The sequence below is a fragment of the Pedobacter sp. AW31-3R genome, from assembly GCF_052180285.1.
Classification (GTDB): domain Bacteria; phylum Bacteroidota; class Bacteroidia; order Sphingobacteriales; family Sphingobacteriaceae; genus Pedobacter.
Genome location: NZ_CP197475.1, coordinates 2,754,768 through 2,769,294, shown reverse-complemented (window position 1 = coordinate 2,769,294; position 14,527 = coordinate 2,754,768). Strand labels below are relative to the sequence as shown.

Annotated in this window: 10 protein-coding genes; 1 reads left to right on the top strand and 9 read right to left on the bottom strand. The window is 42.5% G+C overall.

Features of this window, described 5'->3' with window-relative positions; all coding sequences use genetic code 11:
* Positions 1-145: 145 nt before the first annotated feature.
* The 8 genes from ACSBL2_RS11345 to ACSBL2_RS11310 form a co-directional block, all read right to left on the bottom strand.
* On the bottom strand, positions 146-1,258 hold the full coding sequence (locus ACSBL2_RS11345; RefSeq protein ID WP_442591812.1) for an acyltransferase family protein: 1,113 nt from the start codon (positions 1,256-1,258) through the stop codon (positions 146-148).
* A 147-nt stretch (positions 1,259-1,405) separates the two neighbouring features.
* Complete coding sequence (locus tag ACSBL2_RS11340) at positions 1,406-2,815, bottom strand: redoxin domain-containing protein (protein ID WP_442591811.1); 1,410 nt, start codon at positions 2,813-2,815, stop codon at positions 1,406-1,408.
* Positions 2,816-2,823: 8 nt separating this feature from the next.
* The gene (locus tag ACSBL2_RS11335; RefSeq protein WP_442591810.1) at positions 2,824-3,384 is read right to left on the bottom strand and encodes a hypothetical protein; all 561 of its coding nucleotides are present in this window, start codon (positions 3,382-3,384) and stop codon (positions 2,824-2,826) included.
* Complete coding sequence (locus tag ACSBL2_RS11330; RefSeq protein WP_442591809.1) at positions 3,363-3,851, bottom strand: TlpA disulfide reductase family protein; 489 nt, start codon at positions 3,849-3,851, stop codon at positions 3,363-3,365. Before ACSBL2_RS11330 ends, ACSBL2_RS11335 begins: the two co-directional genes overlap by 22 nt.
* A 70-nt stretch (positions 3,852-3,921) precedes the next feature.
* Positions 3,922-5,328: a RagB/SusD family nutrient uptake outer membrane protein gene (locus ACSBL2_RS11325; RefSeq protein WP_442591808.1), complete on the bottom strand. Its 1,407-nt coding sequence runs from the start codon at positions 5,326-5,328 to the stop codon at positions 3,922-3,924.
* Positions 5,329-5,338: 10 nt separating this feature from the next.
* Entirely contained in the window at positions 5,339-8,530 is a 3,192-nt protein-coding gene (locus ACSBL2_RS11320) for a SusC/RagA family TonB-linked outer membrane protein (RefSeq protein ID WP_442591807.1), read from the bottom strand.
* A 353-nt stretch (positions 8,531-8,883) separates the two neighbouring features.
* Positions 8,884-9,924: a FecR family protein gene (locus ACSBL2_RS11315; protein WP_442591806.1), complete on the bottom strand. Its 1,041-nt coding sequence runs from the start codon at positions 9,922-9,924 to the stop codon at positions 8,884-8,886.
* 130 nt (positions 9,925-10,054) lie between these two features.
* Positions 10,055-10,669: an RNA polymerase sigma factor gene (locus ACSBL2_RS11310; protein ID WP_442591805.1), complete on the bottom strand. Its 615-nt coding sequence runs from the start codon at positions 10,667-10,669 to the stop codon at positions 10,055-10,057.
* A 543-nt stretch (positions 10,670-11,212) separates the two neighbouring features.
* Here ACSBL2_RS11310 and ACSBL2_RS11305 point away from each other — a divergent pair.
* A complete protein-coding gene (locus tag ACSBL2_RS11305) occupies positions 11,213-11,848 on the top strand; it encodes a hypothetical protein (protein WP_442591804.1) in 636 nt (211 codons plus the stop codon).
* A 190-nt stretch (positions 11,849-12,038) separates the two neighbouring features.
* Here ACSBL2_RS11305 and ACSBL2_RS11300 read toward each other — a convergent pair whose 3' ends face one another.
* Complete coding sequence (locus tag ACSBL2_RS11300) at positions 12,039-14,444, bottom strand: TonB-dependent receptor domain-containing protein (RefSeq protein ID WP_442591803.1); 2,406 nt, start codon at positions 14,442-14,444, stop codon at positions 12,039-12,041.
* Positions 14,445-14,527 lie beyond the last annotated feature (83 nt).

Here is a 14,527-nt window from a genome sequence, read left to right as displayed (position 1 = left end):
CTATGCAACAAGCTCATCTTATAAAAGTTCTGATAATCGACGTTCTTCATCACTATCTAAGGATTTATCCTATGTACCGCTCCAACAGGTTTTGATTCTAAAGAATCCTTTTGACATTAGATAAATAGTTAGAAAGACAATAACACTAAACATTGCCGGCAATTTTCCGGGCCATCCTTTTTTTCCGCTTATCCGTTAAATATTTCCTCAAGGGGATATCGTAAAGCACCATGACCAGGTATGCTGCCACCAGCAGCAGAATCACCGCAAACAGGATAATGAGTACCAATTGAGCAATACCCGGCTTATGGCTGGTGTAATAATTTCCGAACATCCACAGTACAGCATAATGTGTCATGTACAATGGGTAAGAAATTTTCCCCGAAAAGATGCATACTTTTTTTAAACCAGGCGTTAACGAAGCCCCGGCACCCAAAGCGATCAGCAGAGGGAAGTAAAACAATACGATCAGGGGTTCAGACAACCAGTTCCACGTAGAGAAAGGCACTAAAAAGGCCAGGAATAACAATACAGCCAGACTGCTAAATCCCAACTTGGTTTTAATGATCCAATTGGAGCGGTAAATCAGTAATCCTGCGAGGAAAGAATACGATATCCGGACACTGCCGTCCCAGAAAGTAGGTCCGCTCCAGCCACCCAATAAATTTCCGGAACGGTAAGCTACAAAACAAATGGCCACAGCCGAGAGTATCGTCAATGCCAACAGGTAAACTCGGCCTACCCGGTAAAGCACAAAGCCGTAAACAATATTGGCAACATATTCCCAAAATAAGGACCATGCCGGGGCATTGAAACTGAAAAGATTAAAACCACGATCGGCTATGACCGGCAGGGGGATCATGAATAACGAACAAAAAAAAGTTAAAATAACCTTACCTGTACTATACAATTCAGGATGCCCGCCAAAAGGATCCAGCAGAAATGCAAGCAGGCCCAGTATTGATCCTGCGACAACAAGCGGATGCAACCTGATGATCCTTGATATCAGAAAATTGAAAACACCCATTTTTGCGATGCGGTCATCATACGCGTATCCGATCACAAATCCCGAAAGGCAGAAGAAGAAATCGACAGCCAAAAAACCATGTCCGATAAAGTTCTTGCTGGGATCGGTATACACCCATTCCATAAAATGAAACACGACGACGGCCAGGGCTGCAATGCCCCTTAAGCCGTCGAGAATTTCAAAATGATGTTTTGTCTGCAGAATTGTCGCGTCGGTTCTCTTCGTATCCATTAACGTTATGATGATGTCAGATTAAATTGATGATCGTAATAGTCTTGTTCTTCTGTTGCCTAAGCTATCTAAATTAATGCTTCAATCAAAATTACAGTTATAACAATAAGTCCATGAAAACTCCTGACACGCCAGTACAGGAAAAACCTAAGATGCCAGTTTGCTCCTGTTAATCATCGCTGTCAACTCCTCTACCGCAGCATCCTGACCACCAGAGAAACCGGTTACTTTAAAGCGAATATGTCCCTTCCCGTCAATGATAAATTTTGCAGGAATTCCTTTTACCCCAAAAGCGGACACAGCCGGGTTCATCTTCGTCTGTGGATCCCTGGTATCCATGAAAAGATCAAACCTGTATTTGTTCTCCGTCAGATAACTTGTCGCATCTTTTAGTGGATCTGCGGTTTTCTCCCAGGTATGGATGAAAAGAAATTTTACGTTTGGATCATCCTTATATTTGTCTACAGCTATCTGCATGGTAGGGAAAGACTTTTTACAAGGTCCACACCAGGTTGCCCAAAAATCAAGGACAATAGTTTTGCCTTTAAAGTCTGCAAGCGATACCTTTTTACCATTGACATCCGTGATCACAAAATCAGGAGCAGTTTCATCGACTTCCATTTTCGCAACCTCAGCACTGATTTTAATCCTCAGTGTATCTTCCATAGATTTCATATAGAGAGCGACATCTTTTCCCGGATAAAGTGCAGCATAGGCCTTTTGCAATTCAGACTTAAGGTCTTCATCAGCCTGGCCATTCTTTACGGTTTTTTCTAAAAAAGGAAAAGCTTCCTCATATTTACCATTCTTGCTCAGCAAATAATTGTAATGGCGAACCAGATCCGGATTCTTTCTGTCTGCATGGGTAAAGGCATCGGTCATGTAAGTCAGCGCTTCAGCCGATTTTCCCTGTTTCATCAGTATCGTACCATACAATGTCACAAAATCATAATAGGCCTGTTTAGGCTTCGCCAGCGGATCAGCTTTAGTTTTAGCGGAATCAGCCATTAACCTTTTCGCATTTTCCAATTCCTTCGCCACCATCAATTCCGCGGCAGAAAGGTCAAATTTTGTCATTTCGTTGGCGATGATACCGATAGCCATGGGTTTAAAAGCGGCATTTTTGATCTCTCCAGCAAAATGCACAGCCTTTGCACTGTTTTTTTCAAGGGCATACGCATAAGCAACAGAGTAATTTGACTGGCTTAGTTCTTCAGCGGGAAAGCGCTTTATGATATCCTTCAGCTGTGATTCCTGTTCAGCGGCATTGCTGGTTACAAAGAGGGTATTCTGCGCACGGTTAAAAGCAAAGTTTCCCTTCGGAAATCTTTTGATAATCACCTCTACCAGCGAATCCTGTTTTGCAGGATCATTACTGAAATATAAAACCAGCGTTTTCATGTCATCCTCAGTGCCATTACTCAGTTTTCGGAGACTTGCTTTTAACAATACAGGATTCTTTTCATTCCGCAGGGCCACGACCTTTGGATCTGGTGTTCTCTGAGCCATGAGTGCTGTATTGAACAACAGAAGTCCGGCGATAAATAATTTTTTCATAAATTGAGTTATTTCTTCTGGTTGGTGGTACTTACTGATAATTTCATAAATGCTTTATATTTTTCCTGATTTCCCGCTTTCAGGTATAGTCCGGCGATTTCCTTATAAGTTTCCGGGAAATTCATACTCCATGGATAATTATCCAACTGTGCTTGTAATGCTTCCACACCTAACAGGTAAGCCGGTGCAGGTAGTTTCACCTCTCTTTTATTTGCGGTATAAATGGCATCACTGACAGACTTCCAGTTGGGGATAGCATTGGCTGCCCAGGCTTCACGTGCATAGGTTACCGCTTTCTCCGGATCTGTATTCAAGAGGGAAAGGAAAGTATAATGCCCGGTATAATAGGCATACTTCAGCGCTGGTTCTTTTTTCAGTAAACTGTCGATCGCCGCCAGGGCAGATGTGTACTGCTTCTGGGGGAGATAGGCATTAAACTGGGGAATGATACTGCCGTCAATTTTTTTCAGTCTTTTTTCCTCTTCTACTTCAAGGGCCCTTTTTGCGATGTCCCATTTTCCGGCTACAATCTGTGCCAGTGGCTCATCTATGGTAACGGGATGGCCCATCCAGGCAATCCTGCCTTCCTCATTGACGATAATGGCATAGGGAATCCCTCCCTGCCCGATGCTTTCAGCCAGTTGCTGGCCATATAACCAGTCGAATCATCCGCCCCAACAATATAATGCATGCCCATTCCTTTAGGCGATTCCACAAACTTGCGTACAGAATCAATACCAACCCCTTTTCGTTCCAGTATGCTTACTCCAAAAACCTTTACGCCTTTTGGTGCATATTGCGCTGCCAGTTTAGACAAATGCGGAATATTCGCAATACAAGGGCCACACCAGGTTGCCCAGAATTCTACAACAGATACCTTTCCTTTTTCCAATCCTCCGTCCGGTGCCCCTTTAAGCCATGCACCAACCTTCAATTCCGGAGCAGCATCTCCATAAACCAGCATCTTAGGCTTATGCTGACTATAGCCAAGGAAGGTAACAGCTAATAAAGAAATCGATAAAATTATTTGTCTCATCACTATATATTTTAAATGTAATACTGTAAAACTCACCGGAGTTTCCTGTTCAGCAAACTCCGGTAACCGACTAATTGGCGTATCCAGGATTTTGCGTCAGGGCCGTGTTTTTTGTTCTTTCTCCTGCCGGAATTGGAAACAGGATATCGGTAGATTGCCAATTCGCACCTTTAACAACAGACAATACCTCATCTGCTCTTGTTTTCGAAGGATCGCTTATACCAGCTGATCTTTTCAGGTCAAACCAACGGTGTCCCCATTCGCCAAAAAGCTCGACCTTTCGTTCCTGTTCAATGGCGAGAAGCATTGCAGACTGGGAAAGGTCAAGTCTTGGCTCCAGTAAAGCTCTTGAACGCACCGCATTCAGATCGCTTTCAGCACCGCCTGCCCCTGAAAGATTATTCTGCCGGGCACGGGCTTCAGCCCTGATTAAATATTGCTCCGCCAGACGAAGCACTACATAATATTCATTTCCCGCCGTAGTACCCGATCTGAGTTTATACTTTCTGATTGCATAATCCGGGTTAACACCTGTACCAATTGGCGACACCCAATTTGCTCTCCTGGCATCATTTCCTTCAAAAGCATCCACAAATCCTGTACGCAAAAAATAGTTCGGGTTACCGCTCGTTGCTGTTGCAGGGACAAAGTTTGTTCCCCAGGACGTAAATCCATTGATGGTAAAAATCTGCAGGATAGTTTCATTACTGGTTTTCACAAAAGTATTCGCCGGATCTGACAGACTGTAGGTATTGGAGGCGATTACCGATGATGCTTCCGCTTCAGCGTTCGCCCAGTCTTTCTGGTAAAGGTACACCCTTGCCAGCAGAGCCGAGACGGCATACTGGTTAACCCTTGCACGCTCGGTTGTAGGGTATGCTGGTTTTAGCAATGCCTTTGCATCTTTCAGATCAGCAAATATCTGATCAAATACCTCCTGTGCAGTATTTCTTGGTAAAAAGGCATTGTCAATGGGTTCAGCCGAAAGTGCCAGAGGCACTCCTCCGAAAGTATTCACCAGCTGAAAATAAGCCATTGCCCGCCAGAATTTTGATTCGCCAATCAGCTGATCCTTTACAGCAGGACTTAGCGATTGCGATTTCGTGAGTCCCTCAATGTTGATATTCGAATTGGTGATTTCACTATATGGAAAAAACCAGGCATAATTTGCCACATTCAGGTTTCCGGGATCAATTGTATTGTTTTGAAATTCCAGAAGATTTCCGGAGGAAAAATAGACCAGTTCATCTGCCGACATCCCCGAAAGAAAGGTCGTATACAGCATCGCATCACGCCAGTTTCCATTATTATACAGCGTCATTACAGCGGCAGTTGCCGAAGCATCGGTTTCAAAAACAGCCGCTGCCGGAATAGTTCCATTGGGTGTATCCAGCTCCACAAATTTCCCACAGGAAGAGAGCATGAAGATGACCAGTAAACAAAGAATAAATTGATAATATATTTTTAAGGAGTTCATAGCTAAAGTATTATAAAGTAAGGTTAATGCCAAAAACAATTGTTCTCAAGGGAGGAAGTGTTACGCCTCCGGTAGTTGCAGCCTCTGGATCAAGGGCATTTTTATTCTTAGCCCAGGTAAATAGATTTTGTCCCTGGGTATAAATCCTGGCATTTGCCAGCTTCAGCGATCTGGTCCAGCGTTCCGGTAAGGTATAGGAAAGGTTCGCCGATCTGAACTTAATGAATGAGGCATCCCCATAAAAATAATCTGATTGACCGAAGTTATTGTATGCCTGGTAAACCGGTCCCGATACAGCTGTAGCCGCAGGAAATGCTACATTTTCATCCCCCGCATTTCTCCATCTTGATAATACAGAGGTATTCTGATTATTTAAACTTCCTGGTCTGCTCCCAAAAACACTATTGATCACCCCCATTCTGTGGTTAAACTGGAAGAAAACATCGAGACTAAAATTTTTATAGCTGAAAGTATTGCTTAATCCTCCGAAATATGGCGTTCCTATAGGCAAGAACTGACGATCGGCAAGTGTAATTGTACCATTGCCATCCGTATCGGCATAAGCAGGCACACCCGTTGCAGGGTCAAATCCTGTATACAAATACCGGTTATTCACTGTTATGGGGTAGCCTATTGCAAAACTGGTGGCATAAAATGAAGCAGCAATATTATCAAACTTCAGCAATTTGTTTGTCTGGAAGGAAATATTGAATGCAGTAGTCCATTTAAAATCACCTCTACTCAGATTTGTGGTATTCAGCTCAAATTCCAAACCCTGATTTTGCACCAATGCACCAAGGTTTTCATTGAGGGAATTGAATCCTGTTTGCAGCGGAACATTCGCATAAGTCAGCAGGTTAGACGAACGGTGCCAGTAGGCAGCGGTTTTAAACAGGATCTTATCTTCCAAAAAGCCCAGGTCGAGCCCAAACTCCATCTTACGGGTAGTTTCCCATTTTAAATTTGGATTTGGAAGTCTGTTTAAAGCCAGGGAAGCAATATTCTGATAAGCTGAAGCGCTGCCACCTACACTAAACAGACTCATGTAGGAGTAGTTGGGCAGCTGGTCGTTTCCTGTCGTACCATAACTGGCACGTAGTTTACCAAAACTCAGGAATTTAAAATTTTCACTGATCAGCTTCTCATCTGAGAAGATCCATCCGGCACCCACTGCTGCGAAATCAGCAAATTTATAATTGCTGCCAAACCTGGAAGAGGCATCCCTTCTGAAAGTAAGGTTAAGAAGGTATTTTTTATTCAGGTTGTAGTTCAGTTTCCCAAAAACTGAAGCATACTTATAGATAGAATAGTTATTTGTTGAGGTCACTGTTCCGGCTCCGTTGATGGTATTCAACAAGGCCTCATAAGCGTAATTACTGCCGCTTACCGTATTTGCATCACTTACATTCTGTTGAAATGTACTTCCGACAAGGGCTGTAAACGTACTGTTTTTCACATTTAAGCTATACTCCGCCTGAGGTTCCACAATATAATTGGTGGTCACAGTATTCGAAAAACGGGCGCTATTGGAAGTTCCGGTAAGATTTGGGTCTTGCGAAGAAAGTGGATTCTGGAGACTCTGACTTAAATTGGTTCGGGTATATCCCAGATTGGCCTTCAGATTCAATCCTTTAACCAGGGTATATTTCAGATCTGCACTGGCTATAAAATTTCCTGTGGTATTTTTAAATGTTTTTAGCAGGTTCGCATACGGATTCGTAAAACCTGATCCCCAGAACAACTTACCATCCGCTGCATATAATGGATAATTGGGTGGCAGACTCAGTGCAGAAGTCAGGTCAGCACTAATCAGGTTGGTATTGTCATTGGCATAATTCACCATAAATGATGAATTAAACTTGTTATTTGCTGAAGTAGTCTGGAGATTCATCCTCCCTGAGATACGTTCCATTCCCATATCACCAGGAAATACCGTGCCTTCTTTCCTGTAATTTCCGCTAGTGAAAAATCTAACCCTGTCATTCCCGCCGGAATAATTCAATTGTGCATCAGTCACATTCGCTGTTCCCCCGATCAGCAGGTTCTGCCAATCGGTATAGGCATTCTGGTCCCAGGACAACAGATCCGGTGCATCAGTGACCTTAGGAGCCACACCATCATTTTTGTAGGCTTCTTTTCTCAGTTCCAGATACTGTTCGGTATTCATCATATCGATAAAATGACCTACCGTTCCGACACCCTTATACAGGTTTACATTCACCTGCGACTTCCCGCTTTTTCCTTTCTTTGTGGTAATGAGTACCACTCCATTTGCGCCCCTAGCCCCATAAATTGCGGTGGCATCAGCATCTTTGAGAATATCGATACGTTCAATATCATTTGCATTAATCGTGCTGAAAGGACTCATTCCACCATTTGCACCAATTAGTCCTGTACTATTTAAATTGTCATTGATCGGCTGGGAACTATTGAAATTTGTAAAAGGAACACCATCAACAATATACAGAGGAACAGCGCCAGAAAGGCCATTCACTCCAAGGGTATTGTTCCCTCTGATTTGTATATTCACACTGCTCCCAGGCAAACCACTTCCCTGCACGACCGTCATCCCCGCTATTTTACCTGCCAGTGCCTGTAGAGGATTATTGACCACCTGTTTATCAATATCTGCTGAAGTAATAGAACCAACAGAACCGGTGTTGAGACGACGGGTGGTTGTACCATAACCAATCACCTGAACTTCTTCAAGACTGCTGGAACTGGGTTCCAAAACCACCGACACACTTGTTTCCGTGCCCAGGGCAATCTCTTTCGACCGAAAGCCGACATAGCTGAATACCAGAACATGCTTTTCTGATTCTGGCACACTTAAACCAAAATGGCCATTCTGGTCTGTTGCTGTACTATATTTGGTATTGTTTTTTAGGATCACGGAAACTCCCGGTAAAGGAAGTCCACCTTCATCTTTCACCATACCTGTTATGCGTACCTCTGCAGCATCAACTACTGACTTTTCCAGGGTTGCGATCAGAATATTGGTACCTAAGCGGGTCACCTTAAATCTGGCCTCATCAAATATCAGGCTGAGTAATTTCTCCAGTGACCAGGTTCCCTTTTGGAGGGTCAGTTTATTGACTTCATCAATCTCACTTTTCCTGAAGACGAATCTGAAGCTGGTCTGTGCTTCGATCTTTTTAATTGCTGAAACGGCCGATTCATTCTTCAGTTCAATAGAAAGCATGGTTTGAGACAAATTTTGCCCCTTTAAGTTCGATGCAAATAACAATTGAATCACTGAAAAAAGAAAAACAGCCGTGAGTAGGCTTATACGCATTATCTTAAGGATTACATTTTTGGACATAACTTGGCATAACAACGGGAAAATACCGGTTATCCCTCCTGCTGGTTGTGCAGAAAATTTCATAATTTAGGGGATTAAATGATTCGGAAAAAATTGTTTAATTCAACCTGTAAGAGTGGCGACTCTGCAGGCAAATTCCAACTCCCTGTTTCGCGACAGGGAGTTTATTCTCAAATCTTCAGGTAGTAGCTTTTCTTCATGTGGTTGGGTTTAGTGTTTAGGTATATTGATGATTAATTGCTGCAATTCTTTCCGGATATGGTAATTATACCCGATTCGGTTATATAACTGGCATTATTAAAAGCGGTGATCACATCCAGAATTTCTTTCAACTGTTGTCTTTTCAGGAATACGGCAGAGAACCTGCATTTTTTGCCCTCATCTCCTTTAAATCTGATTGTAACGTTAAATCGTTGTGCGAGTAAAGAGGCCGCTTCTTCCATCGTGATATCTTCGAAAAACAGATCATGTTCCTGCCAGGCCACCACCTCTTTGGCCTTCACTGTCATGGACTTGGTGACCTTCTGCTCATCATGAAAGACAATCTGCTGGTTAGGGGTCAGTACCCCCAACACCTCCTGGTCACGCTGCACACTGACTTTACCCCTCGTAACAGTCACGGTAATTTGTTTATTATGATTGATGGTCCGGATATTAAAAGCGGTTCCCAATACCACAGTCTGCAATTTTCCTGCATGCACAATAAACTGTTGTCCGGGTTTTCTTTTGATGTCAAAATACCCCTCTCCATTTAAAGTTACTTCCCTTGTTGTTCCATTGAAATGTTCAGGATATTCCAGCGTACTATTTACATTTAAAATAACGGTACTTCCATCGGGAAGAAAAATCTTTTTATGCTCCTGCGCAGCAACGGCTTTAGTCAGACCAGTTGCGGGAATGCTTCCCTGATTCTTGTGGGAAGGATACTGATACCATAAAATGGAGAATCCAATGACCAGCACAGCTGCTGCCCAAGTCAACCATTTCAGCATTTTCCTGTCAGTACGCTCCTGTTTAACCTGAATAGGCTGTACATCCTGGCCTTGGGAATAGGTTGGGTCGGCAGCGAGAACATTGTTGAAGATTCTCTTTGAAAGCGCATCATCCATCACCAGAAGTTCATGCTCCTCCTCCCATACTTCTTCCATATGGCGAATGAACTCCGTGAGGTTATTCGCCTCATGGATCAGCTGAAATAACTCCGTTTGTTCTTCGGTGGTATTCAGGTTCTGAACATGTCTTTTTATCAGATAAATGAGTTTTTCATTTTCCATATGTGCTGGTTGGCCAGGTTTAGTGATGCCCTATACCACAATGACGACTGGAAAACAAAAAAGGATTAGTCAACATTGAAAAAAAAAGATATCAAAGGTTTTTTTTCAAAAAAAAATGCAAATAAAACATCTACTTAAGCATTCCAAGGAACAAAAAAGAAATCAATGGGAGAGATTCTCTGTTGTTAAACATTATTTTCATGTTTTTCACTGCTTCTCTAAGATGAACTTTCACTGTATTTGGAGAAATATTTAATTGATCAGCGACCTCCTTTTGTTTCATGCCAAGAACATGACACATTTGATATACCTGACGCTGTTGTTTCGGCAATTTAGAAATTGCGACACGGATATAATCCTGGGTATCTTTTAATATAATATTGGCTTCTGACTCATGGTCTGCTTCAGTCCAGCCAGAAAGACTAAGGGTATTACTTACCTGGTCGAGTTTAATTTTTTTCAGTGCATCCAAAGTACGGTTAACACTCACCGCTCTCAGGTAGCCTCCGAAATTGGATACTTCCCTGAGCTCTGACCTCTTTCTCCAGATTTTGATAAAAACCTCCTGTACAATTTCTTCAGCCAGCTCTTTGGATTTCAGGTAGCGAAAAGCATACGTATAGACACGGTTTCTGTAATGATCAAAAAGCCGGCCGAATGCAATTTCGTCATCCTTCGCTATCTTCATCAACAATACTTTTTCCTCTGCCAACTCTTTAAACTGCATGATACTAAGGTAGGGCATGCCGAGCAATATATAAACTAATTTCTTACTCCAAATGCCGGAGATACGTCATTCTGCAGATTCATCCCTATGCTTCCCATGACAGAAGTCAGCAAGGATTGATGTAATTGTTGAATAGCTTACAAAGTATATAAAAGACACGCAAACCACATTAGTAATTCTTCAAAAATTTAATGAAAATAACCACTAATCAAAGACAATATCTTCACGGGATTAATTCAAAATAAACTCCTATTGAACATTTAATAATTTACATACCTACAAAAGATTGACCTGACACATCTTTTTTTCCTATATACCCCCTGTTTTATAAGGAATTACCCCCTATATTTTAATATTCAAGTTGCTAATTTTAAACCAATGATCTGCCTTTGTAAAAAACACATAACATATTAAATACTACTTAACACCATTAACTCTCATTCATTAACAAAAAAATAACAGGTGGATCCTTTCAGAAGAATCCCTACATGTACCTGTTAACAAATCATCAATCAGGATATATAACATGTATATATCCACCTAAACAAAACCCTAACCATTATGACAAACAAATCAACTACACACCGCTTATCGGTACTGGTATTACTGGTCATCTTCGCCATTGCAGGATGTAAAAAAGAAGAAACTATTTCAGCAATACCTGCTTCTGCAGCAGTAAGCTCAACTCCACAGTCTTCAGATGTTGTAAATGCTATCCTTGCCGGACAACTCAGCTGGACACTGACCAGCACGAATGTTCCTTCCGCTGCATTGGCAAGGATAACTACAGCAATGAATGACGCCTGTGCCCGTTACAATGCCGCCTACAATTGGCCGGCGCGCACCTTAACTGTCGAGTACAATACAGGAGTGGCCACTGCAGACGGAAGTACAAATGGAAATATCCGTTTCGGATCAACCGCCAGCTATCAGGGTGTCAGAACTGCAATGCATGAGATAGCCCATACCTATGGGGTTGGTTTATCTTCCGGATGGACAGCAAATATCTCCGGGGGACAATTTATCGGTGCAAATGCCGTAGCCACCTTAGCTTCATTTGATGGTGCAGGAGCAGTGATTTACACTGGCGGGGGACATTTCTGGCCCTACGGATTAAATTATGACAATGAGTGGTCAGAAACAAATGCAGCCAGACACATACAACTGGTAGTTGCCATGAAAGCTGATGGGATGTAGTTGAGCACAAAAAAACCTGCAAATGACTTTGCAGGTTTTTTGTATGTTTTGACATTTTCGGTTAGTCGCACTGTGGCTGTAGATTTCCTCTGTACACATTACAAGACATATCGCTTAAGTTGCCACTTTTTCAATCTTCAGTGTCCCCTGGGCAAAAACAATCTGCTTGAAGTGCATTAGAAATCTCTGTTTAAAATTTCAAGGCCACACTGCCCAGAAACCTTGCCGGAGCTTGCGGGGTTAATCGTACTGACCATGTTTTTTCACTGGTCAGGTTATCCACCTTCAACCCTATACGGTATCTCGGCTGATCATAAAATACAGTGGCATCAAACATGGCATAAGACGGAATGATGATCTGTGTAACTGATGTATTGGTATGGTATTGCCAACTTGCGATATTACCTCCAAAACCAGCACCAAGTCCCTTCAACTCACCTTCAGGAAAACGGTAGCTCACCCAGAAGTTATAAGAGCGCGGTGGGCCAGACAAGCCTGGACGTCTTCCTGTTAATAAAGGGGCAGCCTGCGTAAGTTTGCTGTTATTATAAGCAAAACCAGCAACGATATTCAAACCCGCAATAGGGTTGGCTGTCAAATCAATTTCAACCCCTTTACTCAATTGTGTTCCATCCTGAATCTGGTATCCATTGCCACTGGGATCGTTGTAGGTAGAGTTTTCCACCTGAATATCATAATAGCTCACTGTACCAGCTAACTTGTGATCAAACAGATCTGCCTTCACACCAAACTCAAGCTGGTTAGCGTGTTCCGGCTTAAGCGCTGTTCCATCAGCTGTTTGACCGCTTTTGTTAAAAAAGCCGTTCATATAATTCCCGAACAGGGAGACACGGTCTTTAGCGATTTCATACACTGCACCAAGCTTTTGAGATAAGGAGTTCTGATTATAAGGCCCAGCCTGTATCCCGCCAACACCTAAACCACCGGCAGTAATGCCGGTAACCACATCGTATACGCCTCCGTACTTGAAACGGTTCCCACGGAGACTCAGCATAATGTTTAAACGGTCTGTCAGGTTAATGACATCAGAAAAATATATGGAGTAAGTATTATCCCTGTTGGTTTCTTTACGGAGCGCACCTCCCCTGCTTGCCAGTGAATCCACTTTGAATTTGCTGATACGGCCAGTATAACTTTTCAGAAAATTAATATCCGGTGAAGCCACGGTACCGGCAGTAGTACTCACCTGTACGCGGTCAAAATCATTATAGTTATTATAAAAATCGAGGCCAACTACCAGACGGTTGCGTAAACCGGCAACTTTAAAATCACCGATAAAGTTCTGCTGGATATTGGTCGCGATAAACTGCGTGTAACCTGTGATCACATTTGGACGGATGGTAGAATCCGTACGTCCTGCGAGCGCAGTAATATATCCGTTAATAGATGATCTTGCACGGGAAACAATCGTTTGGGAAGTCCAGCTTTCAGAAATCTTATAGTTTGCCTGGGCAAAAATATTCAGCAGTTGTGTGGTATAAGGAAGATCGTTGCTCAGGAAAGTTTTGTTATAGGGGAATCCCATATCTGCAATTGACTTTCTTGAGGAGATTACAGTACTTACAAAAGGATTAAACCGAACTACGGAAGTTCCTTTAGCCTGGCCGAATTCTATATCAAGTAACAGCGACAAACGATCTGTGATCTGGTAAGAGAAGCTTGGGGCAAGTGTAACACTGTTGGTAAATCCCAAATCCTGAAAGCTTTTTTCAAAACTTGTTGCACCATTTAAACGGAACAATGCTGTTTTACTTTCATTAATAGGCGAGTTGATATCAAACGTCAAGCGATTAAAATTCCAGCTTCCCCCGGTGTAACCAACCTCTCCACCGAAACCATTATATGGTTTTTTGGTCACACGGTTATACAGACCACCATAACTACTGGAAATACTGTTCCCAAATAAGGTAGCCGATGGACCTTTGATCACTTCCATACGCTCAAGATTAACCGGATCAATCATCGCGAAAGCAGCACCAGCTACTCCATTTCTTGCATTGGGTTCCGTATCAAAACCACGCGAACGGAAGGTAACCCTGCCCTGGTTGGCAATCATCGGAATACCTGCTCCGGCAACATTTTTAGCGATACTCCCCAAATCAGTAGCCATTTGCTCCTGAATCAATTCTTTAGGGATCGAGGCATATACCTGAGGATTCTCCAGGTTTTTTATAGGCAACCGTGCAATATAAACGCTCTCTTTTCTGCGGAACTTGTTGGTATTGTTACCACCAATGATGACTTCCTGCAGGGCCTGTACGTTTTCTTTGGTTAATTGGTAATCTAATTTTGCATGTTGTCCCTCGGTTAATGTAACTTTCAGGTCTTGTTGTGCCGCTCCCAATACCTGGATCCTAACGGTATAATTGCCCGCTGGAATGTTGTCGAAAGAATAATTGCCCTTATCATCTGTAAGGGTAATCTTGTTGACCTCCAGTAAAGACACTGAAGCTGATCCATAAGGCTGGCCATCCACCAGCGTGATCCTTCCGGATATTTTTCCCTGTGCCTGGGCAAAGGAACTTAAAGGGCCTGATAAAATACAGGCGATAAAAATAACAAATAGAGATTTCATCAATAATAAAGAATTTTAGTTTAACTGATCTGCCCACAAATGTAGCATCTTTATTTATAATAAGTCTAAATACCTAACCGGAT

Coding starts and splice junctions, on each gene's coding strand:
- ACSBL2_RS11310 (WP_442591805.1), bottom strand. CDS start 10,669: ATGCCCTACCTTAGTATCATGCAGTTTAAAGAGTTGGCAGAGGAAAAA.
- ACSBL2_RS11345 (WP_442591812.1), bottom strand. CDS start 1,258: ATGGATACGAAGAGAACCGACGCGACAATTCTGCAGACAAAACATCAT.
- ACSBL2_RS11340 (WP_442591811.1), bottom strand. CDS start 2,815: ATGAAAAAATTATTTATCGCCGGACTTCTGTTGTTCAATACAGCACTC.
- ACSBL2_RS11300 (WP_442591803.1), bottom strand. CDS start 14,444: ATGAAATCTCTATTTGTTATTTTTATCGCCTGTATTTTATCAGGCCCT.
- ACSBL2_RS11305 (WP_442591804.1), top strand. CDS start 11,213: ATGACAAACAAATCAACTACACACCGCTTATCGGTACTGGTATTACTG.
- ACSBL2_RS11320 (WP_442591807.1), bottom strand. CDS start 8,530: ATGCTTTCTATTGAACTGAAGAATGAATCGGCCGTTTCAGCAATTAAA.
- ACSBL2_RS11315 (WP_442591806.1), bottom strand. CDS start 9,924: ATGGAAAATGAAAAACTCATTTATCTGATAAAAAGACATGTTCAGAAC.
- ACSBL2_RS11335 (WP_442591810.1), bottom strand. CDS start 3,384: ATGGGCCATCCCGTTACCATAGATGAGCCACTGGCACAGATTGTAGCC.
- ACSBL2_RS11325 (WP_442591808.1), bottom strand. CDS start 5,328: ATGAACTCCTTAAAAATATATTATCAATTTATTCTTTGTTTACTGGTC.
- ACSBL2_RS11330 (WP_442591809.1), bottom strand. CDS start 3,851: ATGAGACAAATAATTTTATCGATTTCTTTATTAGCTGTTACCTTCCTT.